We start from the raw sequence: 23,915 nt of genomic DNA on the forward strand, positions 1-23,915 counted from the left end.
CTGTGACATCACCCCTAAAACGATTCTTTTAGCCCTAGTACCGCAGGGCGTAAATCAGCCCACTATTGTCGCGTCAGCCCAACAATTTCTAGTCCCCTCTCCCCTCGGAAGAGGGCTGGGGGGCCGAGGTTTCCCACGATAGAACGGTGAGGATATTGACGCCGCAGAGTACTAGTTTCAGGCTTCCCAGGGGGAACCTTAGAAAGCTCCCCAGCGGTTTCAGTGTGTTCACTCCCATAGGAGATGAGGCGTCCGTGGTTCAGTCTCAGTTCTCGCAAATGAAGCGCTACGATCCCCAAGCGATTGCCCGCTATTATCGCAAGCGCCCCTGGCGGGTGTTCCTCCGTGCCCTCCAAGTCATTCTGATGCTGGGCAGTTTTGTGTTTGGGCTGTTGTGCGATCGCTGGTTTCATCAAGAAGCCCGAAACCAGCCCCAGCGGGCTACCCAACTCCGGCAATTACTAACCCGCCTCGGCCCCACCTTTATTAAAGTGGGTCAGGCCCTCTCCACCCGACCTGACCTAATTCGCCCCGATTTCCTCGACGAACTCGCCAAACTTCAGGATCAACTGCCCCCCTGCGATAACGCCACGGCCTGGGCCATCATCGAGCGAGAACTGGGGGCCGCCCCTGAAGACTTGTTTAGCTATATCACGCCTGACCCCATCGCCGCCGCCAGCCTGGGGCAGGTTTATCGCGCCCGCCTCTTCACTGGCGAAGAAGTGGCAGTCAAGGTACAGCGCCCCAACCTCTTACCGACGCTCACCTGCGATCTGCACCTGATGCGCTGGGCCGCTGGCTGGCTGCGGCACTTTTTGCCCCTAAATCTTGGTCATGACTTGACCCTGATTGTGGACGAGTTTGGCACTAAGCTGTTTGAGGAAATTGACTACTTGAATGAAGGCCGCAACGCCGAAGCCTTTGCCGTCAACTTTCAAGACGATCCTAAAGTCAAGGTGCCCTGCATCTACTGGCGCTACAGCAGCGGTAAAGTGCTTACCCTAGAGTGGATCAACGGCTTCAAACTCACTGATACCGAGCGTGTACAGCAGGCTGAACTCAGCACCGACACTCTGATTGAAATTGGAGTCACGGCGGGGCTAAGGCAGCTCCTAGAGTTTGGCTTCTTCCATGCCGACCCCCATCCCGGTAATCTCTTCGCCCTACCCGATGGGCGCATGGCCTACATCGACTTCGGCATGATGGACAAGCTAGATCAGGAGACAAAGGAAACCCTGGTGGATTCCGTTGTCCATCTAATCAACCAGGACTACGTCAAACTAGCAGCAGACTTTGTCAAGCTGGGGTTTCTCACCCCTGACACTGACATTACTCCCATCATCCCCGCTCTGGAATCAGTGCTGGGGGATGCCCTCGGAGCCAAGGTCAGCGATTTTAACTTCAAAACCATCACCGATCGCTTCTCGGAGCTGATGTACGAGTACCCCTTCCGGGTGCCCGCCAAGTTTGCCCTGATTATCCGCTCCCTGGTCACCCAGGAGGGACTAGCCCTTAGCCTCAATCCCAACTTCAAAATTGTGGACATCGCCTATCCCTACGTGGCCCGCCGTCTGCTGATGGGGGAAACGCCATCCCTGCGGCGACGACTACTAGAGGTACTTTTCAAGGACGGCAAGTTCCAGTGGCAGCGGCTGGAAAACCTGCTCATGATCGCCCGCAGTGATGACAGCTTTGACCTGCTACCTACGGCGGGACTGGGGCTCAGCTATCTCGTGTCGGATGAGGGAAAATATCTGCGTCAAAAGCTCCTCCTCGCCCTCACCGAAGACAATCAATTCCAAACCGAAGAGGTGCAAAAGCTCTGGGAGTTGGTGAAGGAAGACCTAACCCCCACACGGGTCTTGGGAGCCGCCTGGGAAGCCCTGTGGGCCTCGTCCCTAGCCCAAGCTGCGGCCTGGGTGCCTCCCGTTGCTGCTATCGCAGCCAATTTCCAGCCCGTCTCTTCGGGAAGCGCACCCCGCCAGCCCCTATAATTGGGGCAATTTCACAATTCTTCACCTATGTACCCTCAACCCCCCTACGTCCTCATGGTGGCTGGTTTCCTAGCTGCGATCGCGGCGGGTTCTGCTTTTGGGGCCACCCTACAGCAGTCCACGCGCAACTGGGCCGACCGGCGGGATGGCCAATCCCTCCTAGCCATTCGTAGCCTGTCGTTGAAACTGCCCTACTTCACCATCTGCGCTGGGGTTTGTGTGTTTCTCGCCTCCGGAATTCAATTCTTCGGCTTCCCCGCCAATATTGCCTATGGTTTAGCCCTAGTCTTAACAGCCTTCATGGCGTTGTTAGTGTGGCGGCAACTCGGGGTAATCCTGGTGCAGATTGAGCGGGGCGGCTCCAAAGCCCTAGATCTAGACGCTTTCTAAAGGATTCCAGAGCTTTCCATAACCTACAAAATGGGAGCAGGGAAGCCAGACTGTTCAGAACCCCCTCGCCCTGTGAAAGAGGGGCCGTAGTTCCCGTAGCTTGGGTCAAGGAACGGGACTTTTCCCCGGAGTTGACGGCGATAGAAGTTGCGATCGCAAAAAGCGTTATGAACGGTTTCTCCATCCTCTAGCACCATCTGGGTTTTAATAGCGGTGCATTTCGGCTAAGCAAGGTGATCCCGCATTTACAGAGGATGTTGGTGCCGCGAATGCACCCTACGAAACCCTGAAAATCAACCTGAGTGCGACAAGGAGTAGAGGGCTACAAAATGTCAAGTCGGTATCAGCGCTGTCAGCCCGCCGGGAATTCAAAATTCCCGGCTTACAAGGTTAAGTCCATTGAAAATGGACTGGGAGCTGGGCTGGGGATAGGGGGGCGAGTCCGTTTTAACGGACTTCTGCGATGAGCCAGGGCAATTTATTCCCTGGCGGATGGGCAGCGAAGCTTAGGGAGCTGCGAGTTATATAGTGTACCCAGTGGCCAGGTTTTCTCCCTTCGGGAGACGCTACGCAAACAACTTCGCTCAACCTTCAGTGATCGAGGGCTGAGCAAAGTCGTATGTCTTTCAGACAGGCTGCGCCAACATGGAATGGCTCCCCCAGGGAGCAAGCCCGATCGGCGGAGCGGGTACGTTATTTTCCTGCGAGTCCCTTACTATGCGGCTTTAACCAACCGCGCCTTAACGTTTGTCAGTCAACCAGGGTCAGAATTTATACCGCAGGGTATTAGGATCCGAGGGTAAATTTCTCCAGAAAAACCCTCAGAACTGTTCTGAATCTCGACCATACCCCAAGAAGACTATTGAGGTATGGCAGAGCTTGTCTGCCGAGGAGGCAAGCCCTGGGATTGCCATATTGCCAGCATTGCTAACTTAGACAGTCAAATCGGTAACCGTAATTACCGGAGATAGCTTGGGAATATTGACTGTCGTGCGTCTGCCACTTTAGGACCGGTCTACCCATGTGGTTTTTAGTTCGCCTGTATGTCCCCATCTGTGCAGCGGTTTTGGTGGGAGCCTTGATGAGTTTTGGCCTTAGCCAGCCTTGGATTCATCGTCTTAGCAAACGCGCTTTGCATCAGGATCTACCCGCTTGGCTAGGTAAGTTCCTGTTTTTAATTGGCGTCCCCATCAGCATCGTCAACTTTCTCCACCGGGCAAACCTATCTGGCGGAGTATTCTTAGCGCCCCTAGTAGCTTGGGGCGCTATGGCCTTGGCTCTCCTGTGCAGTCGATTTTGGCTCAGGCCCCAACTGGGAAACTGGGCTCGCCCCGCCCAGGGAACCTTCTCCCTGGCGGCGATGCTAGGTAACACGGGCTATATCGGCTTCCCCGTGGTACTGCTGCTGCCCCAATTAGGCCCCGACTACTTTGGCTGGGCCTTGTTTTACGATGTATTGGGGACGCTGCTCGGGGCCTACATTGTGGGGGTGATCCTGGCGGCTCAGTTTGGAGAGCAGCCAGGAGGAACGTCGAGAAGTTGGCGAGCGACCCTGAAGGAACTGTTCAAAAACCCGACTATCCTGGCCTTTATCCTGGGGTTAGCCCTGCGTCCGGTGGTCTTTCCCGAGCTGCTAGACATTACGCTGAATGGGTTTGCTTGGTCCATGGTGATGCTGTCCTTGGTGCTAATGGGGATGCGCCTGCAACAGTTGCGGTCTTGGGGCAATCTCAAACCTGCATCAGGTGCTGTGGGCATTCGCATGGTGCTGGTTCCCCTGGTTGTCGGCGTGGCGCTGACGGTCCTAGGGATGGCGGGGCCATCCCGGCTGGTCATGGTACTTCAGGCGGGTATGCCCTCTGCCTTTGCTACCCTAGTGCTTTCGGAAACCTACAACCTGGATCGAGAGTTGGCGGTGACCTGTGTGGGCATCAGTTCTGTTGTACTGTTATTGACCCTACCCCTGTGGCTGTGGGGCTTCTGCACTTGGTAGGGGCACAACCCCTGGGCCTATCCTGCCCCTTTGAGCTTAGAAGCGGGATTCTTTAACACCGTTTTGGGGAACTTGGTTGTTGGCGATCTTGCAGTGATAATGATCACGGAGCAAAGCCAGTGCTTACACTAATAACGGTATGATGCAGGCGGGTTGCAGTATCTTCTTCGGCAATGTTCTTTTTGGAAACGGATTAATTCGGCTATGACTTGGGTTGCAACTGGCTGGAGAGGGGGATCTTTTTCCCGTAGCGGTAAGATCCTGGGATTAGGGGTCTTAGCTCTCGGGATCCTGACAGCCTGTGGAGAGAGTGGACCTCAACTTGGCGGTGGTGGCGGCTCCGAAGGGCTGGAAATTTGGTGGAGCGAGGGCTATTACCCTGAAGAAACAGAGGCCATTCGTCAAGCGGTCAATGACTGGTCTGAAGAAACTGGTACCCCAGTAGAATTACAGTTCTATAGCGAAAAGGATCTGATCCAGCAGAGTGAGCGTGCGATCGCGGCGGGCACCCCCCCTGACATTATTTATGGCTACAGTCTAGATTTTTCCGTGCTGCCCCAATTGGCTTGGCAGGGGAAGCTGGCGGACGTGACAGATGTGCTGGAGCCCGTTAAGACACTCTACAGTCCGGAGGCTCTGGAGAGCGTCTTTTATCAAAACAATGAGGCAGGGGAGCGGAGCTACTACGCTGTACCCATTTCCCAGCAGACGATTCATATTCACTATTGGCAGTCGCTACTGGCAGAGGTGGGGTTAACTGCGGCGGATATTCCCCAGGACTGGGATAGTTTTTGGCAGTTTTGGGCCACAGCCCAGGGTGATCTGCGTGCCAAAACCGGAAATGAGGGGCTCCATGGGCTGGGGTTGCCCATGTCGGTGGCGGCAACGGATACCACCTATACCTTTGAGCAGTTTCTAGAAGCCTATGGTGTGGTCTTGATTGACCCCCAGGGAAATCTTCTTTTGGAGGTGCCCGAAGTACGCGCTGGCATCGTTGCAGCTCTGACGGACTACACTCAGTACTATTTTTCTGGGGATGTGCCCCCCAATGCGACGGAATGGGGGGATCCGGATAATAATGTGACCTTCCTGAGTCGGTTGACGCTGATGACGCCGAATCCAACCATGTCGATTCCGGGCTCCCAACGCCAGGATCCGGTAACTTACAACGAGCAGATGATGACGATTCCCTGGCCCAATACCCCCAGTGGAGAGCCCTTACAGTACATCGCCTCTACTAAACAGGTAGCTATTTTTGCTGATTCTCCCGAGATGGAGGCAGCTAAGTCCTTTGTGGCCTACCTAATCCAGCCGGAGATCCTGGCCCAGTATATTGAAGGAGCCCAGGGACGATTTTTCCCAGTCATGCCAGAATTGCTCCAGGGCAGCTTCTGGACCGACACTACCGACCCCCATACTTCAGTGGCGGCGCAGCAGTTTACCCAGACGCGCCCCTTGCCCACCGTGTACAATCCGGCCTATAGCGAGGTACAGGCTCAGAATATCTGGGGTCAAGCGGTGCGTAGTGTGGTGGTCCAGAACGTTTCCCCTGAGGATGCGACAGATACTGCGATCGCGGCTATCGAGCAAATCTTTGCAGACTGGTAAATCCTGCTAGTAGATCCCGAGGCAGTCAATCCCGAGGCAGCGGTTATGGCTTATTTCTGGCGGCATTCCATCGTAGCCCTAGGGCTAGCGGTCTTGGCTGCTGGAACCGGGACTGATATCAGTCTGGCCCAAGCCCCCGAGTTGGATAGTGCTGAGCGCTCTGAACTTGGGGTTAATCAGGATTCTGTTGCACCCCTGGCAAGCGGCGATCGCGGATCTGCCGTGGCCAGTTTGCAACGGTTACTGACGGCGCTAGGCTATGGCGATCTCATCGATGATGGGGTCTATGGAGCCGAGACTGAAACGGCGATTAGAGTCGTGCAGCAGCGTTATCGCCAATCCCCTACGGGGGTTGCCACCTGGCAAACTTGGGGGGGTTTGTGGGCCAGCCCTTGGCAAGATATCGCCACCGAAACCCTCCCCAGTATGCAGTTTCTGACCGCCGCTGAGACCACGGCTCAATCTGGCCCCGCTCCCTCTCCTCTATGGCTGCTGATAATGCCCGCCATTCCTTTAATTGGCGGAGCCTTAACCTACTGGAAACGCCGTCTGCTAGGCACAACCGCTGCCATGCCCCGCGATGCTCCACCCCCCCGAACCCCGGCAAAAATTATTCGCTACTTTCCCCTGCTAGGGTTAACCGTGGCTAGCACCACTGCCTTTGGCAGCTATATAGCGGTGCGTAGCCGCCTCGTGCCGCCGGTGCAGCAGGAGCTAGAAGCGCTTGCCGATGAACAGGCCCTCGCCCTAGATGCCTGGTTTGAGCAGCAGCGACAGGGCGTGCTGGACGCAGCGACAGCCCCCGACATCCTCCCCCAGATTGAGCAGTTGGTAAGACAGCCCAACCGTCAAGACCCTGAAACCCAGGCCGCCTACGGGGCCTTGTCCACCTATTTAGACGCCCTGGAAGGCTTTGGCAGTTCGACCCTGGCAGTCTCTCTCTTAACCAGTGGGGGCATTGTTGTCTTTGCCACGGACCAAACGCGAGAAGGTCAGTATCAGCCCCTGCAAAATACCACCACCTACTTCACCCGAGAGCAGGCTAATCAGGTGCCCAACCTGTACGTATCGCCTCTGACGAACACCCTGCAAATCACCTTCGCCACCCCGGTTATCGATGATGAGGGACGGCGGCTGGGAGTATTAGCAGTAGATTTGGATCTCACCAGTCTCCATCAACAGATTCAGGACACCGCTGAGGCTAGTCGGGTTGCCATCACAGAACGGCCTTCCCAGACTAGCTACCTTGTAGGGCGGGCGTCCCTGGTACAAAATCAAATCATCTCTGGCGATCTCGATTTTCAGGCCACCTATCCCGACGGTGTGGACAGCTATGGTATTGAAGCCGCGATCGCGGGCGGTAGTGGGGCCGACCTTTACTTAGATTATGATAAAGTGCCCGTCATAGGCGTCTATCGTTGGGCTAGCCGCCACAATCTGGCATTGTTAGTCGAAATTGATCAGGCCGATGTGTTTCAACCGGCCCAACAGATTGCCCGACGGGTTTTTACAATTGGACTGGGTTTGACGGTATTGCTCTCGCTGCTTTTGCGTGGGTTTGGCTCCTCTGGACCGCTTCCCGGCAAAACCGCAGTCTCGACAGTCCCACAGCCTCCAACCCTCGGCGATCCGCCCCAGAGTTCTCCTGAATGAAACTTCTGCGCAAAAGTCTCTTAACCCAGTTGGTGAGTTCCTTCTCCCTGCTGTCCCTCATCACCATTAGCCTGGTGTCCTATAGCGCCTACGGACGGGCTAGGGAGTCTCTCCAAAATGCGGTCTTTGATCGCCTTAATGTTGCCGTTGCCCTCAAGGAATTTGAGCTGAATCAATGGTTCATTAACCAGCGGCAAGAAGTCAGTGTGCTAGCGCGATCCCCCGTAGTCATTGATAATCTGACGCCACTGCTCCCCCCCCAAGGTCCCCTCCTCACCTCACCTGCCGAAGGCGCTCCAGAGGGTGTTCCAGAAACACCAACAGCCCTGGGGGAAGGGGAGGCAGCGGTAGAAGCAGAGCCGCCCACCCCCAATCAGGCGCTTTCTCAATATTTCACCAACGTTCTAGACATCAAACCCACGATTCAGAGCATCGATATCCTCACCAATGGGGGCATCGTTGTATTTTCCACAGATGCCGATCAAACAGGGGTTTACAAAGGTCTAGGCAACAACACAACTTATTTCGAGCCCGACCAAGCAGAGGTTGTGCCCACCATCTATCTGTCTCCGATTACCGGAGAACCCACCATCACCTTGGCCACGCCAATTCTGAATGAGGCCGGAGAGCGGCAAGCGGTTCTGGCCATCACCCTAAATCTAGACGCCATCAATCAACTCATCCGGGAACGCACCGGACTGGGGAAAACGGGTGAAACCTACCTCGTTCAACCCCTAAATCGGGGCAATATCTTTGTCTCCGGTCAGCCTCTAGAACGTGAAAACAGCACCACAGTGACCAGTTTTGGGATTGATCAAGCCATGCAGGGCATTAACGGCATGGATCTCTACGACAACTATGCCGAAGTGCCGGTCATTGGGGTCTATAAGTGGGTTGCGCAGAATAATGTCGGTCTCTTTGCCGAACTATCTCAGGAAGAAGCCTTCCAACCCGCTGTTCTCCTAGCCCGAGATATTTTTCTAATTGGACTGGGCTCCGCCAGTATCTTACTGGTGCTGGTTTATGTGCTAGCCCGATATATCGTGCGCCCTGTGCTGATCATTACCGACACCGCCGCTCGCATTGAAGAGGGCTCCTACGATGTCGCCGCCCTCGATACCGTCAAAACCCGCCTGGATGAATTGGGGCAACTGGCGCGGGTTTTCCAGGGCATGGTTGAGCAGGTTTATAAGCGGGAGCAGCGCCTCAAGCGCCAAGTTGCGGAACTGACCATCGAAATCGACCAGTCTCGCAAGGAGCGTCAGGTGGCAGAGATTACTGAAACCTCCTATTTCCAGGAACTGAGCCAGAAGGCTAAGGATTTGCGTAATCAGCGCAGGGCAAAGGGGGAGGGGAGGAGTGATGGGGTGTGAGGGTGATGGGGTGTGAGGGTGATGGGGTGTGAGGGTAGGGGCGCGGTTTCCGCGCCCAATGCAGGCGGTGACAGGTGACGGAAAGTTTTGAGTTTTGAATTAAATTTCCCGTAGGGGCGCGTTTTCCGCGCCCAATGCAGAGGTTGACAGACAGATGGATCCCGCAGGGGCAATCCCTTGTGGTTGCCCTTATTGCCGGGTGACCCGTGATGGGGCAGGGACGCGGAAACCGCGCCCAATGCAGGCGGTGACCAGGAATAGGGTGAAATTCCCCCACTCCCTAACCCCTAACTCCCACCATCCCGTTCTGAAGCCATTCCAACACCGCCGTATTCACCACTTCGGGGCGCTCGTCGTGGGGACAATGGCCTGTGTCGGGGATGGATTGAAAGGTGACGGCGGACTGGGCTTGGGGATCTTGGCTGAGGCTGCGGTAGATCTCGGCCCCTTGAATGGGGGTCCAGGGGTCATCTTCTCCCCAGAGAACTAAGAGGGGTTGGTGGATCTGGGGCAGCAGATCCTGGGGGCGGGGGCCGGGGGGAGCGGTGACAATGGCGGCAAACACTTTCTGGGCACCGGGGTCACAGGCGGGGCCGTGGAGCATGTCCACCAGCTCGTCGGTGATGGCAGTGCGGTTGCGATAGACCTGGCGCAGAGAGCCCCGAATGCGAAACTTCTGGCGGACCTGATTGAAAATGAAGGGGCCAAAGAGTGGGGAACTGACCAAACGGGTAAAGGTGCCCATCACCAGCCGTAGGGGTGGCGCTAGTTCGTCGGGGCGATGGTTGAGGCCCCCAGCGCAGTTCAGTACGACTCCAGCCTGGGCCATTTCGGGAGCTTGGGCCATCATCATCAGGGCCAGCAGTCCGCCGATGGAGTTGCCGATAAAGACTGCGGGCTGACCGATGTGGGCGCGCCAATAGTCTTGGAGAAGGTCGGTCCAGAGTTCCAGGGAGTAGGCTATCGGGGGTTTATCTGATGCCCCAAAACCCAGTAAATCTAGGGCATGGACTTGGTATCCGGCTGCCGCGAGCACTGGAATATTTTTGCGCCAGTGACCGATGGAGGCTCCAAATCCATGGATGAGGACGAGGGGTTGGCCGCTGCCTTGGGTGGTGTAGTAGACGGTATGGCCGCGCCATTGCCAGGGGTGTTTTTCAAGCTGGTCTAGGGAGATGGCAGGAAAGAGTTGGGCGGTCATAGGACAGGGAAACTAGGGAAACAATACTTTACATATCTTTATCATAGGCCGTTTCCCGAGGCGGGGGGTGATTCAATGGCCTGTCCCTTATCGGATGTCCCAGTGGGATCGCCAAAGCCCGTAAAGCAAGCGGGACAAATGCCGTCGTCGCGCTGGGGCGTCATCCTCCACAATAGGGGGCAGGGGTACGCCCTCTGGCAGGTGCGATCGCACCCATGTCGCCAGTTCTCGCCGCGAAAGGACTTGGTTGGGCCGGAATGGGGCAGCATTCATAGGCTTAAGACTACCCGCTGCGATGGCCCCTTTGGGTCGGTCTCTGACCATCGCGGCAGCTAAATAGCCCCAAGCCCAGTGGCTCCGGGCAACTTGCCCGAGAACCTTGGCGGCTAGAGAAGTATCCTGGGGCGTTTTCCAATTGAACAGCCGCCCTAGGGCCGTGGCCACAACGGCGCAGGTCACTGGAGTACGGGGACGAAAGTGCAAATCGCGATCGCTCATGGTGCAGACAATGCCCACCGTCGCTAAAACTTGAATCGCCTCAAAATCTGGGTCATCATGGCCCACATCGTCAAAGGGAAAAAGGGGCACGCCCGCTCGGGCCAATTGAACCTGCATCTGACCCCGCTGGCGAGGATCCTGACTCAGGGTGTGGAATCCCTGTCCCGTCCGAGTCGCCACCACTGCGGCATGACCCGCCGATTCCCCTAGCCCCCACTGGACAGTAGGCTGCTGCCAGAACGTTTCCCACCGGGGATCGGTAGCGGGCTGACTCATCCGTAGCCAACCCTCCACCCCGATCGGAATCATCGCCGTCAGCGGTAGGGTCATCGGTCGGTAGGGTTGTTGGCGTCGCCGCTGCAACGGCGTGAGGCCCGCCCCCGCGAGGGATCTGCGTCCCTCTCCACGCAAGATGCCCACGCTGTCAGCAAAACAAGTCCCCCGAGCCCCTCGGGGACGATGGGGATGGCGGTGGTCTGGCGTTAGGTTTACATGGGTCGATTCTGGAATCGAGGCATCGGTAGTCAGAATCGTTGAAAGCGCCGCCCCTGCCGTTCCGTCGAGGGTAACGCCACTGTGAACTCGAAAAGGGATCCCCCGCCGCTGCTCCCGAAAGACCACTTGATAGACCCGTCGTTTTCCAGCGGTCTGACTGTAGAGCACGCGCACTGGCACAGCCGGGGAAATGAACATCAGCCCTTGCAGGTCTAGGGGAGATGCGATGGTCTTTGACCGGCCTCTGGCCATCGCATCTCCCCTAGAATCCATTGCCGCCAGTTCCCCACTGGGATGGGCAACCACCAGTCCTTCGGAGCTATTTTCCCTATGACGAAGGGAGTGACTACCCTGCCCAGGGGACTGCCGCTGGGCCTGCTGCTGCCAAAACTGGAGCTGACTGCGAGAAACGGCACAGTCCCAAGGCAGTCCATCAGCAACCATCGTCTCTGGACCCATCAGCCTGCTCTCAGACTCGATCTGGGCTCCAGCACTAGGCTTGACCCAACAGACCCGCCCCCCCAGTTGCAAAATGGCCAAGGTCGCCGTGTAGGCCGCCAGGGTATCCCCTACCACCAAGATGTCGCAGAAGAGGGTTTCGTTAGCCCGAGGGTGAAAGGGCGAAGCCTGGAGCAGAGGGAACACAGGCAAAAATGAGGATACAAAAGGGGGGATCAATACAAATCATATTTCATCAACTGACAGGGGAGGGTGCCATTGTAAACAGGCCAGCGCTGGGAGGATTTCAGGCCAATAGCCTGAGCGAGTTGCTTATTGCCACTGAGGACAAAGGCGGTCCAGCCTTTGAACCGCTGCTTGAGCACATCTCCCAACAAGGCATAGAAGGCCGCCAGATCACTGCCTTTTCCCAACCGCTCACCATAGGGGGGATTGCACATCAAAATACCCGTTGCCGCTGGAGCCTCGACCTGGGACAGATCCTGCTGCTGAAACTGAACCTGATCGGCGACACCAGAACGAAGGGCATTACTACGAGCCTGGATGATAATGTCGCGATCGCGATCGCAACCCCCAATGGGTGTGGCTAGGGTGGTGAGTTGCATTGCCTCTGCCTCCTGCCTGAGCCGCTGCCATAGGGCTGGGTCAAAATCAGGCCAGGTTTCAAACCCCATGCGATCGCGATGCAGCCCTGGAGCCCGGTTCAACGCCATTAAACTGGCCTCCAACGGCAGCGTTCCCGAACCGCAGAGGGGATCAAAAAACGCCTGCTCCGGCGTCCAACCCGTCAGCCGAATCAGAGCTGCCGCCAAAGATTCCTTCAGGGGAGCCAATCCCACCGCTGGCCGATAGCCCCGGCGATGGAGGCTACTGCCGGAACTGTCCAAACTGAGGGTGGCATGGTCCTGATGCAGGTGGAGATTGACCCGCACATCTGGATTGTCCAGCTCCACGCTGGACCGCTCCCCCTGGCGTTGCCGCTGCTGATCCACAATGGCATTCTTCACCTGGAGAGCGGTGAAGTGGGTGTGGTTGAGATCCTGCGTTTTCCCCGTCGCCGTCACCGCTAGGGTGCGATCCGGCGGGACCATCTCACCCCAATCCACCCCCTGCACTCCCTCGTACAAGTCTTCTGCATCTCGACAGGGGAACTCCGCCACCGTCATGAGGATGCGGAAGGGGAGTCGCGCCCACAAATTCACTCGGTACAACAGCGCTCGATCGCCCGCAAAAGCCACCCCGCAAAAACCGGGCTGTACCGATCCGGCCCCTAGTTCTGCCAATTCCTGAGCCGCGATCGCCTCTAGTCCCCGCGCCACCGTCGCAAAATACTGCCCCATCCCCGTCTTTGCCACCCCCAATAATTTCCCTAGTACCGCAGGGCGTAAATCAGCCCACTATTGTCGCACCAGCCCAACATTTTCCGGTCCCCTCTCCCAAGGGGAGAGGGCTAGGGTGAGGGGCCGAGTGTGCCACGATGGAACGGCCAGAGTATTTCCGCCGCCCAGTACTAGTCTCCCATTGCGCCCGTCGTTCTCTAGGTCGATTGTCACAATCCATGAGGGAAGTCGGATTCATGAAGGAAGTCGGATCCTCTTAAAAATCCTCGGCAATGTTAACCCGATCGCCCTCCTGGATATACCCGGCTCCGGCTACTACCACCCGTTCCCCGGCCTGGAGGCCACTGCGGATTTCTACGGGGGCTGCTTCACCGTCAGGGCTGGAGAGGCGAGTTCCGGTTTCAACGGTGCGGGCGATAGTCTGATTCTCAGATCCCACGACAAAGACCCGTAGACTACCGTCGGCCTGGGGTAGGAGGGCGGCGGCGGGCACCGTGAGTCCAGTGCGGCTACCCACCTGAATCTCGGCGGTGAGGAACATGCCCGATCGGAGGCGATTACTGGCGGGAAAGCGGATGATTACCTGGGCGGTGCGGGTGGTGGCATCGACTAGGGGCCGGATTTCCTGAACTGCCCCTGTGGCTCGTACCTGGAGATCGGTGCTGGAGGTGACTATTGCTGGAGCCCCCACCGCCACCCGATCAAGTTGGGCTTGGGGCACCTCTGCTGCCAATTCGAGCTGATTATCTCGAATCAAGGACACCACTGCGCTTCCGGTGGAGGACACATCCCCCACCGTTGCTGGCGGCTCCGCGACGACGCCCGCTGTCGGGGCGCGGACTACGGTGTAGTCCAGTTGAGTTCGCAGTCGTGTCACATCGGCCTCACGGCTGCGAACCGTGGCCTCGGCACTGACCACCGATGCCTGGGCTACCCGCACTGATTCCTGGGCCGTCACTGCTTGGGTGGCGCGGCTATCCAGTTCCTCCGCACTGATGGCTCCCTGGGCTTGGAGAGACTGGTATCGCTGCAAGTTGGTATTCGCTTCTGTGCGGCTGGCCTCGGCTTGGGCTAGGCTAGCGCGTTGCTGCTGCACCTGGGCGCGGGCCACGTCGATTTGGGCTTCGGCCTGCTGGATTTGGGTAACCAGATCTGAATCGTCCAAGATCACTAGGGGTTGCCCTGCCCCTACCTGATCCCCCACTGCGACCAAGACTTGGCGAATTTGCAAGCCGCCAATTTGGGGTGTCACCGTGAGCAGATCCGCAGGCTGGACGGAGCCCGTCACGGTTAAGGTTTCCGCAATTGGCCCGACGGTTACCGCCGCAACCGTTACCGCTTGGGTCGTACCCTGGGCCGGAGCCGCTGGTGACGCCTCCGGGGAGGCCGAATCGGTGCCGACTAAGCGGGTGCCGATCAGTGCGATCGCAAATCCCAGTCCCAGCCCCACCCATAAATTTCGCGATCTGGCCCAACGCCCAATCTGCACCCCATGGGTAGTCTCCATGGGGTCTGCATCTGGGGCAATCTCCATTTCCGGTAGGTGGGTCACAATTTCATCATTCCTGCTTCATCATTCCTGCTGTACAATCCAAGCCCCTTGGCCCAGAACTAGAATAGTCAATTTAGAATATTTACAGAGGATGTTGTGGGATTGCCATCGGCAGTTGCGGGTTTAGGAACGGGAGCGCGCGAGTGGATGCCATTCATCCCGAAAAGCCAAACCTGCCCCAACAGCGATCGCGACAATCACTTGGGCATTCTAAAGCCAGGGATGGGGGGAAATCCCGATTTTACCCCTGCTCTCCCAGTCATCCTCCCGCCCATAGACTTCTCGAACCCGCCGTAACAACGGTGAGAACTGTCGCTATACTCAGTAGCAGTCAAGAGCGGTCAAGGTTCCTGAAAGACGCTGAAGTGTTCTTCGACCCTGCGTTTAGGTGAGCATCGAGCATGTTTAATGCGACCGAGATTCTAATTGCCGACTTTGTAGATAAGCTACGGGCAGGCTACCACCGTACCTACGGTGGCATGAAGCCCGACTATGAAGACATCATTGCCTGGGCAGGCAGCATGGCATTAGAGAATATTGCCAATAGCGATGCCCTTTATCACAATGTTGAGCACACCATCTTGGTTGCCCTAGTGGGGCAGGAAATGCTGCGCGGCAAACACATCCGAGAGGGGGGCGTCAGTTGTGATGATTGGCTGCACTTCATCATCGCCTTGGTCTGCCACGACATTGGCTACGTGAAAGGGGTCTGCCGCGACGATCGCGATCGTGAACATCTCTACGCCACCGGCAAGGGGGAAGAGATGGTAGAACTACGCCCCGGCTCCTCCGATGCCTCCCTCACCCCTTACCATGTTGATCGGGGTAAGCGCTTTATCGAAGAACGCTTTGGGGGCAACCGCATCATTGACGCCGAATGCATCAAGCGCAATGTGGAATTAACCCGCTTCCCCGTCCCTAAGGAAGAGGATCACCAGGATACCCGCCGTTTCCCCGGACTGGTGCGGGCTGCGGATCTGATTGGGCAGTTAAGCGATCCCCGCTACCTGAAAAAGATTGGGGCGCTGTTCTACGAGTTTGAAGAAACAGGGCAGAACAAGTACCTGAACTACCAGCACCCCGACGATCTCCGCCGCAACTACCCTAAGTTCTACTGGAATGTGGTTCATCCCTACATCCAGGATGGGTTGCGGTATCTTTCCCTAACCCAAGAGGGCAAGCAGATCATCGCCAACCTCTATTCCAATGTGTTTATGGTGGAAAACGAAAACACCATTGTGGCAACCTAATTCATACCCTAATTCACCGTAGACCCTGGCATGATTTGGTGGCAAAAGCTTCAGAAAAACCCGCTGGCCCGCTTAGGAGCAATCATCCTACTGGTGTTCTATGGGGCGGTTATTGCCGCAGAGATGATCGCTCCCTATGATCCCTACACCTCCAATATAAATGCGTCGCTGCTGCCACCAACCCAAATCTATTGGCGCAACCAGGTGACGGGAAACTGGATTGGTCCCCACGTTTATCCCACCACCCAAGGCCCCGTTTCCTTAGAAACCGGAGCGAGGCAGGTGACCGTAGAATTTGACCAGCCCTCCCCACTACGTCTGGGGGTCAAGGGATCGGAGTATCGCTGGTTGCAGATCCAGTTGCCCTTGCCCACCCGCTTGTCTCTCCAGCAGCCCGGTTTTGAAGAAATAGAACTGTTTCCGGGCTTTGCTGGGAACCGTCACCTGTTTGGCACCCTTGGTCCAGGGCGCATTAACCTTCTGGGCACCGATGGGCAGGCTCGGGATCAATTTAGTCGCTTGATCTATGGCGGGCGCATTAGCCTTTCCATTGGTCTGGTGGGCATCGTGCTGTCCTTTCCCCTGGGGCTGGTAGTGGGGGGATTGGCGGGCTATTTCGGGGGCGTAGTGGATGCCGTCCTGATGCGGTTAGTGGAGGTGATTATGACGATCCCAGACATTTACCTGTTAGTGGCCCTAGCGGCGGTGCTTCCCCCAACCCTCAGCAGTGCCCAGCGGTTTCTGCTGATTATTTTGATCACCTCCTTTGTGCGCTGGACTGGGCTAGCCCGTGTGATTCGGGGACAGGTATTGTCCCTCAAGTCCCAAACCTATGTGCAGGCATCTCAAGCCATGGGGGGCAAAGCCTTTTACATTATCCTGCGCCACATTTTGCCCCAGACCGCCAGCTATGTGATTATCTCCGCCACCCTGGCCATACCCGGATTTATTCTGGCGGAGGCGGTTCTGAGTCTGATCGGATTGGGGATTCAGCAACCCGATCCCTCCTGGGGAAATATGCTATCTCTGGCCACCGATGCCTCTATTTTGGTGCTCCATCCCTGGCTGATTTGGCCCCCGGCGCTGCTGATTGTCTTAACAGTTCTGTCCTTTAATCTGCTGGGGGATGGGCTGCGGGATGCTTTGGATCCCCGGAGTTTGCGGTCCTATGATTAGACCCTGGCGCGTCCAGAAGGCTTCCGTTTGGGACACCTGGAACACCAGTGCTGATGTCTCAGCAGGGCGGTTTTCTGCCCAGAGACAGACCTTTGGGCTCAGGAAGCGTTGGGGGACAAAATCGGCATGGCCTTGGCTATTGCGGGGGATACTCCTCGGGGTGATTTTTCTGGGACTCTCGGGCTGCGGAGTGGGGAATGGCCCGCCCCAGGATATTGTGGTCGCTGCGGTGGAGCGGCAAGCTCAGTTCAATCAGCAAACCCTGTGGCAGGGGATTGGCGGCGGGTTTGAAGCTCCGACCCTGGTGGTAGACCGGGTTAAACCCAATCGGACGCGGCGGCTGACTCTGGCGGGGGGGCCTGCCTATGCGGTGACAGGAACCTACCGCTTTTTTGTGCGCTATTCGTCTCGTCAAACTAGCCCGTCGCGGGTGCCTTTTGAGGTGCTGGTGCAGCCTCTGGGGGATGGGGAGATCTGGCAATGGCTGCATCCAGTTGCTGAAGCGGCGAAAATCCAGGGAATCAACGGCATTCAGGACATGAAACGCCAGCGCGATCGCACTTGGCAGGGGGAAGTTTTACGGCGCGATCGCGCCGTCGCGCCGTAACGGCACCCAATGGGAAAGTACTGAATGATCCAGAAAGTGACCAGTCAATGTAGCAATAGCCACCAAAACAACTTTTGTGTGTGGGCCATGAAGCTGCCCTCACATTCCCTGAAGATTCCATGAAGCGTGACCTATAAGCTTGAAGCCCATAGGAAAGTTGTGGTGAAATTACATAGGTGCTGGAATATTTCTCTACATTCCCACTCCAAATAGCCCAAATTTCATCCGTATTTCAGCTGTAGAGATTTCAGGCCATATTAGATGGTCGAAGATCGTATCGCCTTTGAAGGAGAGAATTAGTCCTGATTACTGGTCAAGTATTACGGTATTTGACCGTACTGCATAATTTTTTCACTTCCAAAGTGATATCAATTCGGAGCCGAACATAGATGAACCGTGATGACAGTTATCTCGCCTGTCTTAGACAGTCAAGCTAACTCCACCACGTTCCTTGAATTTTCTCGATCACCCTCCTTAGCATTCATCCCAATTCCTTGGCTACAGCACACCAAGGGGTTGGGACAATTTTCGTATAGGCTTTAAGCCTTTGCATCTATCACCATAACCGGTTAAAAACCATGCTGGATATTGAATCGAGTATTTATACTCGTCTTGGTGAATCAACAGATTCTGGGCCTTCATCCTCTTTTTTAAGTGCCACAGAACCAGTGATTCTGGAATATGAAAATAGCTCAGAAAATTTGTTATTTACTCATCCAGCTATTTCGAGTCTGGATGTAGCTCAGACCCATGCCATTACCGTAGCTATCCCCACCTATAATGGAGCCCAGCGATTACCCAGAGTCCTAGACCAGTTGCGATCGCAGATAGACCTTGACAACATTATCTGGGAAGTAATCGTTGCCGATAACAACAGCACAGACGAAACGGCCACAGTTGTTCGCACCTACCAACAGGATTGGCCTGCCCACTCCAGCCTCCGCTACTGCTTCGCATCTGAGCAGGGAGCCTCCTTTGCCCGCCAACGAGCCGTTGAATTGGCCCGTGGTGAGCTGGTAGCCTTTCTAGATGATGACAATATTCCCGATCTGGATTGGGTAAAACAAGCCTACGAATTTGCCCAAGGTCGCCCAGAGGTAGGAGCCTTTGGTAGCCAGATCCATGGTGAGTTTGAAGGCGAGGTTCCCTCTGAGTTTGGAGAACTTTCATGCTTCCTGGCGATTACGGAACGGGGAAATGAGCCCCACTACTATGATCCCAAGTCCAAAGTCCTTCCCCCTGGAGCCGGCTTGGTGGTACGTCGGCAAGCTTGGCTGGATAATGTACCTAAGCGTCTATTTCTCAATCACAAAGGGAAGGATGCAGGACTAGCCAGTGAAGACCTAGAGGCTATTCTCCATATCCAAAAAGCAGGATGGGGAATCTGGTACAACCCTACCATGGTGGTCCATCATCAAATTCCCAATGGGCGTCTCAAGCAAGACTATCTGGTCAAACTATTTCGCTGTGTTGGCCTCAGTCGCTTTTATATCCGCATGCTGGGGGTCAAAGATTGGCAACAGCCCTTATTGGTACCCGCCTATATTGCCAATGATCTGCGGCGGCTCGCCCTACATTGGCTCAAGCAGCGATCTCACCCTGACGCTCCTTTGGTAGCGGCTTGTAAACAGCAGTATTTGACAAGCACTTTGGCTAGTCCCCTCTTTTTATTGAAGAAAGCCTCCCAGGATGCTTGGCAACATTTTACGGCTACACCATCGGCAAATCGAGATCTCTGGTTGACGCGCTTGACCCAGGCGTTTGAGCAGGATCAATTCCAGCTTTATAGTCAATCAGTCATGACGGTGGATGGCAGAGAAACTCCCGCCCAAGCCCAGGCTGAGATCCTGCTGCGGGTAGTCGCCACGACTGATACTGGTGAGTCTCAACTGCTGCTACCCAGGTATTTCATGGTGGCAGCGACTGAGTTGGGCTTAACTCGCACCCTGGATTATTGGGTGATTCGGAAGTTTTTTTCAACCCAGGCAGGGGCATCTACGGCTAGCCTCTGGAAGGCTGAAGACAACCTAGCCAATCCTAGTAGGGTTTACTCCCTAAACCTAACGCCTGCCAGCCTCAGTGATTCCCGCTTTGCCCCCTTTATTGCGGACCAACTGACCCGTTCAGGTCTACAGCCCAAGACCCTTTGTTTTGAAATTCCAGCAGCAGCGCTTGTAACCCATTCTCATGCGGCTATTCGACGTATCCATGAGTTGAAAGAATTGGGGTGCCAGATCGTCATTGACGATTGTCTTCAGCCTGCCCACTTGAGACAACTGCCAACAACGCTCCCCATCGACTACTACAAACTTAGTGGTCAACTGCTCCAATCTAGGAAAGCTCAACCTTCCCATGGTGTTAGCCAGACGCTAACAGGGATGACCCAATGGGGGGTGGCCCGTAGCATTCAACCAATCATTAAGGGAGTAGAGACCCTATCCATGCTGCATCAAGTGCAACAGATAGGTATTCCCTACGCTCAAGGCTATACTTTGGCCAAGCCGCAACCACTCCACCTCGAAGGTCAGGTGTAAGTATGACGGAATTCACAGTAGCGATTCCCACCTTCAATGGAGCTAGCCGCATTATTCAAGTGCTGGATCGATTGCGATCGCAGCAAGATATCGAGTCTCTACAGTGGACAGTCATTGTGGTAGACAACAACAGCACCGACAACATTGCTGAGGTTCTGGAAACCTATAACAGCCAACACCCTCTCCCCTACGACCTTATCCACATCATCGAAAAGCAGCAAGGCGCAGCCTTCGCAAGACAAAAAGCGATCCAGGTTGCCTCCAGTAACTGGGTAGGATTCCTAGATGACGACGTCCTTCCCGCCCCCCACTGGGTCGCAAAGGCCATCGAATTTGCCCAACAAGCGACAAACATTGCCGTATTTGGGGGACAAATTCACGGCGACTTTGAAGTGTCACCCCCAGAAAATTTTGGCCGGATTCAGTCCTTTCTGGCTATTCGTGAACGTGGCAATAGCCCCCATCAATACGATCCCGTTCAGCTTATCCTGCCCCCCTCAGCCGCCTGGGTTGTACATCGTCAAGCATGGTTGGCCGCTGTCCCTCCCTGCCCTACCCTCAGCGGCAGAGTCAAAGGCTCCATGGTACAAGGGGATGACTATGAGCCTTTGTTGTATCTACATCAAGCTGGTTGGGAAATTTGGTACAACCCCACTATGCATGTTCATCATCACATCCCGAGTTGGCGACTAGAGCGAGATTATCTTATGGCTCTAAGTCGTGGCTGTGGTCTCTGTATTTGTAGCCTACGGATGATGAATACCTCCCTTTGGCAAAAACCCATTGTTTTTGCGAAGATTACTATGGGATCCCTTAAGCGTCTTTGCCGGCATTGGATACAGTATCGCAAACAAACTAAATTCGACTTAGTTCTCGCCTGTGAGCGAGCCTTTTTCACAAGTAGCTTCTTAAGTTCATTCTATTTTGTTTGGAATAAAATCATGCCAAAGCAACATCAATTATCAGCCACCAAAAAATCATACTAGTTGGCTTTTTAAAACTTCTTAGCACATAGGTGTATTAAATCATGGGTGAACCGGTTTTAGCGATTGGCCTAGATGCTGCCGATCCCCAACTCTTAGAAGAGTGGATGGACGCTGGACATTTGCCTAATCTCAATAGAATCAGACAACAAGGGAGCTATGGTCGCCTTGGTAACACAGTAAATTATAATAACATTCCCACAGAAACGTCATCTACCGAGCGTTTATGGGTCATGTTTAGTACTGGTTGCTTGCCCAATAAGACAGGATATTGGAGTCCAGTAAAGTACTCTCCTCAGGATTATAGTGTCGAACATGACACCATCCACGGAGCTTACAACTTCAAGGAATTCTCCCCCTTCTATGCTCTAGGTCAAGACTATAGGGTTGCCACCTTTGACATTCCAGTATCTGCTCTTTCCGATAACCTTAATGGTCTTCAAATTTTAGGATGGGGGGGCCATGCTCCCCATACGCCCAGTCATTCATTACCAGCAGATTTATTGCCAGACATCATTCAACGCTACGGTAAAAATCCACTGCTGCACCAAGATTATGGCAACTGGTGGGATCAGTCCTATCGCGATCGCACTCAAAAAGCTCTCCAGGAAAGTATTACTAAGCGTATTGCAATCTGCAAAGAACTGCTACAGAAAGAAGCTTGGGATTTGTTTATAGCTGTCTTTGGAGAAACCCATACTGCTGGCCATGACTTCTGGCATCTCAGTCAACCCGACCACCCTCTACATCAAAGACAAGAAGGGCAGGCAGATCCCCTTTTAGCCACCTTTCAGCAAATCGATCAGGGCATTGGTGAGTTAGAAGCGCTTATTCCCGAATCTGCTCACTTGCTTGTATTTGCTGTCCATGGCATGGGTAACAATGTCACAGATATGTTCAGTATGACTTTCTTGCCCGAGTTTTTGTACCGATACAACTTTCCTGGTAGTTACGGTCTTGCTCGTGGCAATGTCAATCGCCAACCCCCAGCGATCAACTTCAAACCCCACCGTAAAAGTTGGTCAGGAGAAGTCTGGCAAAAACGATATGACTCTAATCCCCTAAAACGTTGGCTGATGCCCTGGATCCCCAGTAAGTTTGATCACTACCTAAAGTCAGACACGACTCCTGAGCTAACGTCGCCCTATATTCTACGCCAACAGGGAATTGCTCTAAATTGGATGCCAGCCTTGTGGTACAAGAACCTTTGGCCCAAAATGAAGGCATTTGCCTTGCCAGCGTTTGCCGCTGGACATATTCGCATTAACTTGAAAAATCGGGATAGCCAAGGAATCGTTCAGCCCCAAGACTATGAAGCTCTATGCAAGGAAATCACAGATCACCTGCACCAGCTTAAAGATGGCCGCACAGGTCAACCCATTGTCCAGAAAGTCGTTAGAACTCGAAGTTACGAAAATTGTCTGAGTAATGACAGTACCCTACCCGATGCCGACTTAGTGGTGCTGTGGAGAGATCAACCCAGTGATGTCGTAGATAGCCCGGAATTTGGACGTATTGGGCCACTGACTTATTACCGGACTGGTGGCCATCGTCCCGATGGCTTTTTGATGATTAAGGGGACAAAGGTCAAAGCAGGGCATAGGTTCGCTAATGCTCAAATTATTGATATTGGCCTAACTATTCAACATCTCCTCAAGGCTAAAATTAGCTCCACAGTAGATGGAAAATCCCTACTAAAATCCGAGACAAAACCTTGTTAAATACTGCCACCATTAACGCTGACATAACAATCCCATTTGATTTCCGAAGACCTTCGTAGCGTGGGAGAAGTGAAGCGTAACCCACAGAGAAAGAGGCTTACTGAAGACTCATGCAGGATAGCTATAGCCATTATCACTGAACAGGAGAAGCGTCAAGATGCTAGCCAAAATTAAGCAAAAGTTGTATGGATTGTCTAATGACATTTTGTATCGTTTCGATTTAGCCATAAATAGTAAGAATCTACCTCTGCTTTCCAAGGCTGATCTCAATATAGTTGATCAACTTAAGAAGGAAGGGGTAGTGATGACCTCTTTGGAAGATTTGGCAATTCCTCTGACACCTCAGCTCAAAAAAGCTGCTAGTTATCTAGTGGAAGATCTAGAGAATAACGGAGTTACTACTCCACCTTCACAAAATAAAAAAGAAGCTTTTAGCCACTCCTTGCCAATTGATCCCATAAAGATTTCCCAAGAACACCCGGAAATCTTTCTTTGGGGATTGGAAGAACGAATTCTCGATATTCTAGATTATTATATCGGCGTTCCTAGCGTTTGCCATGGCGTTAATATACGCCGAGATATTGTTGATGGAAAACAAATCGGAACTCGTTACTGGCATATGGATGGAGAGGATCGAAATGTTGTCAAGATTATTATTTACTTGAGTGATGTGGATCATCACTGTGGGCCATTTGAATATATACCTAAATCCCTTACTCCCTCCTACAAAACCTTTAAGAATATAAATTACACTATCACCAATGAGGATATGGAGAGAGTTATTCCCGCTTCTCAATGGCGACAATGTATAGGTAGAGTGGGCACAGTGATTTTGGTTGATACCGGCCAGGTTTTTCATCATGGAAAGATTCCTGAAGCTGCGAGGACAGCTATTTTCTACGGCTATACCTCCCATCGACCTAAACGGCCTGAACTCTGTCAGTCTTCATCTTTCCGGAAGGGCTTACCCTATTTTACCCACCCTCTTTCTGAAAGACAACGAAAAGCAATATGGCATAGTCAAGATTTACCTTCTAATACGTTCTACTCAGAAGAATCATAGTTTCCAACGGATTAAGCTAAGAAAT

Annotated in this window: 17 protein-coding genes; 13 read left to right on the plus strand and 4 right to left on the minus strand. The window is 54.2% G+C overall.

The annotated features are described in order from the left end of the window. Positions 1-254 precede the first annotated feature (254 nt). From LEP6406_RS0208860 to LEP6406_RS0208885, 6 genes are all read left to right on the plus strand, one after another. Positions 255-1,994 carry an ABC1 kinase family protein gene (locus tag LEP6406_RS0208860; RefSeq protein ID WP_008315966.1) on the plus strand — a complete coding sequence of 580 codons (1,740 nt, stop codon included), beginning with the start codon at positions 255-257 and terminating at the stop codon, positions 1,992-1,994. Between the two features lie 27 nt (positions 1,995-2,021). Continuing rightward, complete coding sequence (locus LEP6406_RS0208865; protein WP_008315968.1) at positions 2,022-2,384, plus strand: hypothetical protein; 363 nt, start codon at positions 2,022-2,024, stop codon at positions 2,382-2,384. 1,021 nt (positions 2,385-3,405) lie between these two features. Beyond that, entirely contained in the window at positions 3,406-4,377 is a 972-nt protein-coding gene (locus LEP6406_RS0208870) for an AEC family transporter (protein ID WP_008312584.1), read from the plus strand. 204 nt (positions 4,378-4,581) lie between these two features. Next, positions 4,582-5,985, plus strand: a complete 1,404-nt coding sequence (locus tag LEP6406_RS0208875; protein WP_008312582.1) for an ABC transporter substrate-binding protein — start codon at positions 4,582-4,584, stop codon at positions 5,983-5,985. Positions 5,986-6,030: 45 nt separating this feature from the next. Beyond that, entirely contained in the window at positions 6,031-7,638 is a 1,608-nt protein-coding gene (locus tag LEP6406_RS0208880; RefSeq protein ID WP_008312579.1) for a peptidoglycan-binding protein, read from the plus strand. Beyond that, the gene (locus LEP6406_RS0208885) at positions 7,635-9,011 is read left to right on the plus strand and encodes a cache domain-containing protein (protein ID WP_008312577.1); all 1,377 of its coding nucleotides are present in this window, start codon (positions 7,635-7,637) and stop codon (positions 9,009-9,011) included. Before LEP6406_RS0208880 ends, LEP6406_RS0208885 begins: the two co-directional genes overlap by 4 nt. Positions 9,012-9,291: 280 nt before the next feature. On the opposite strand, the gene LEP6406_RS0208890 is transcribed toward LEP6406_RS0208885, so the two are convergent. From LEP6406_RS0208890 to LEP6406_RS0208905, 4 genes are all read right to left on the minus strand, one after another. Continuing rightward, positions 9,292-10,212 carry an alpha/beta fold hydrolase gene (locus tag LEP6406_RS0208890; protein WP_008312575.1) on the minus strand — a complete coding sequence of 307 codons (921 nt, stop codon included), beginning with the start codon at positions 10,210-10,212 and terminating at the stop codon, positions 9,292-9,294. A gap of 87 nt (positions 10,213-10,299) precedes the next feature. Beyond that, positions 10,300-11,856: an S-layer homology domain-containing protein gene (locus tag LEP6406_RS0208895; RefSeq protein ID WP_155834665.1), complete on the minus strand. Its 1,557-nt coding sequence runs from the start codon at positions 11,854-11,856 to the stop codon at positions 10,300-10,302. Positions 11,857-11,879: 23 nt separating this feature from the next. Further along, entirely contained in the window at positions 11,880-13,004 is a 1,125-nt protein-coding gene (locus LEP6406_RS0208900) for a THUMP domain-containing class I SAM-dependent RNA methyltransferase (protein WP_027268981.1), read from the minus strand. A gap of 256 nt (positions 13,005-13,260) precedes the next feature. Next, a complete protein-coding gene (locus LEP6406_RS0208905; protein ID WP_008312569.1) occupies positions 13,261-14,556 on the minus strand; it encodes an efflux RND transporter periplasmic adaptor subunit in 1,296 nt (431 codons plus the stop codon). Positions 14,557-14,957: 401 nt separating this feature from the next. Between LEP6406_RS0208905 and LEP6406_RS0208910 the strand changes: the two genes are divergently transcribed. The 7 genes from LEP6406_RS0208910 to LEP6406_RS27215 all read left to right on the plus strand — a co-directional run bounded on the left by LEP6406_RS0208910 (position 14,958) and on the right by LEP6406_RS27215 (position 23,890). Further along, positions 14,958-15,806 (plus strand): Npun_R2479 family HD domain-containing metalloprotein, encoded by an 849-nt coding sequence (locus tag LEP6406_RS0208910; protein ID WP_008312567.1) that lies wholly within the window; start codon positions 14,958-14,960, stop codon positions 15,804-15,806. A gap of 30 nt (positions 15,807-15,836) precedes the next feature. Further along, positions 15,837-16,982 (plus strand): ABC transporter permease, encoded by a 1,146-nt coding sequence (locus LEP6406_RS0208915; RefSeq protein ID WP_008312565.1) that lies wholly within the window; start codon positions 15,837-15,839, stop codon positions 16,980-16,982. After that, on the plus strand, positions 16,975-17,589 hold the full coding sequence (locus LEP6406_RS0208920; RefSeq protein WP_008312562.1) for a hypothetical protein: 615 nt from the start codon (positions 16,975-16,977) through the stop codon (positions 17,587-17,589). Before LEP6406_RS0208915 ends, LEP6406_RS0208920 begins: the two co-directional genes overlap by 8 nt. 701 nt (positions 17,590-18,290) lie before the next feature. Next, positions 18,291-20,123, plus strand: a complete 1,833-nt coding sequence (gene hpsE / locus LEP6406_RS34715; RefSeq protein ID WP_263971152.1) for a hormogonium polysaccharide biosynthesis glycosyltransferase HpsE — start codon at positions 18,291-18,293, stop codon at positions 20,121-20,123. Between the two features lie 2 nt (positions 20,124-20,125). Continuing rightward, positions 20,126-21,109, plus strand: a complete 984-nt coding sequence (gene hpsE / locus LEP6406_RS0208930; RefSeq protein WP_008312559.1) for a hormogonium polysaccharide biosynthesis glycosyltransferase HpsE — start codon at positions 20,126-20,128, stop codon at positions 21,107-21,109. A 41-nt stretch (positions 21,110-21,150) separates the two neighbouring features. Next, a complete protein-coding gene (locus LEP6406_RS0208935) occupies positions 21,151-22,827 on the plus strand; it encodes an alkaline phosphatase family protein (protein ID WP_008312557.1) in 1,677 nt (558 codons plus the stop codon). A gap of 157 nt (positions 22,828-22,984) precedes the next feature. Next, positions 22,985-23,890: a phytanoyl-CoA dioxygenase family protein gene (locus tag LEP6406_RS27215; protein WP_008312556.1), complete on the plus strand. Its 906-nt coding sequence runs from the start codon at positions 22,985-22,987 to the stop codon at positions 23,888-23,890. Positions 23,891-23,915: the final 25 nt, after the last annotated feature.

The organism is Leptolyngbya sp. PCC 6406 (assembly GCF_000332095.2).
Taxonomy (GTDB): domain Bacteria; phylum Cyanobacteriota; class Cyanobacteriia; order Phormidesmidales; family Phormidesmidaceae; genus PCC-6406.

Excerpts from the sequence above, each read along its gene's own strand:
- LEP6406_RS0208910 (WP_008312567.1), top strand. The coding sequence starts at position 14,958 with ATGTTTAATGCGACCGAGATTCTAATTGCCGACTTTGTAGATAAGCTA.
- LEP6406_RS27215 (WP_008312556.1), top strand. The coding sequence starts at position 22,985 with ATGCTAGCCAAAATTAAGCAAAAGTTGTATGGATTGTCTAATGACATT.
- LEP6406_RS0208900 (WP_027268981.1), bottom strand. The coding sequence starts at position 13,004 with ATGGGGCAGTATTTTGCGACGGTGGCGCGGGGACTAGAGGCGATCGCG.
- LEP6406_RS0208870 (WP_008312584.1), top strand. The coding sequence starts at position 3,406 with ATGTGGTTTTTAGTTCGCCTGTATGTCCCCATCTGTGCAGCGGTTTTG.
- LEP6406_RS0208915 (WP_008312565.1), top strand. The coding sequence starts at position 15,837 with ATGATTTGGTGGCAAAAGCTTCAGAAAAACCCGCTGGCCCGCTTAGGA.
- LEP6406_RS0208865 (WP_008315968.1), top strand. The coding sequence starts at position 2,022 with ATGTACCCTCAACCCCCCTACGTCCTCATGGTGGCTGGTTTCCTAGCT.
- LEP6406_RS0208885 (WP_008312577.1), top strand. The coding sequence starts at position 7,635 with ATGAAACTTCTGCGCAAAAGTCTCTTAACCCAGTTGGTGAGTTCCTTC.
- LEP6406_RS0208880 (WP_008312579.1), top strand. The coding sequence starts at position 6,031 with ATGGCTTATTTCTGGCGGCATTCCATCGTAGCCCTAGGGCTAGCGGTC.
- LEP6406_RS0208875 (WP_008312582.1), top strand. The coding sequence starts at position 4,582 with ATGACTTGGGTTGCAACTGGCTGGAGAGGGGGATCTTTTTCCCGTAGC.
- LEP6406_RS0208935 (WP_008312557.1), top strand. The coding sequence starts at position 21,151 with ATGGGTGAACCGGTTTTAGCGATTGGCCTAGATGCTGCCGATCCCCAA.
- hpsE (WP_008312559.1), top strand. The coding sequence starts at position 20,126 with ATGACGGAATTCACAGTAGCGATTCCCACCTTCAATGGAGCTAGCCGC.
- LEP6406_RS0208890 (WP_008312575.1), bottom strand. The coding sequence starts at position 10,212 with ATGACCGCCCAACTCTTTCCTGCCATCTCCCTAGACCAGCTTGAAAAA.
- LEP6406_RS0208920 (WP_008312562.1), top strand. The coding sequence starts at position 16,975 with ATGATTAGACCCTGGCGCGTCCAGAAGGCTTCCGTTTGGGACACCTGG.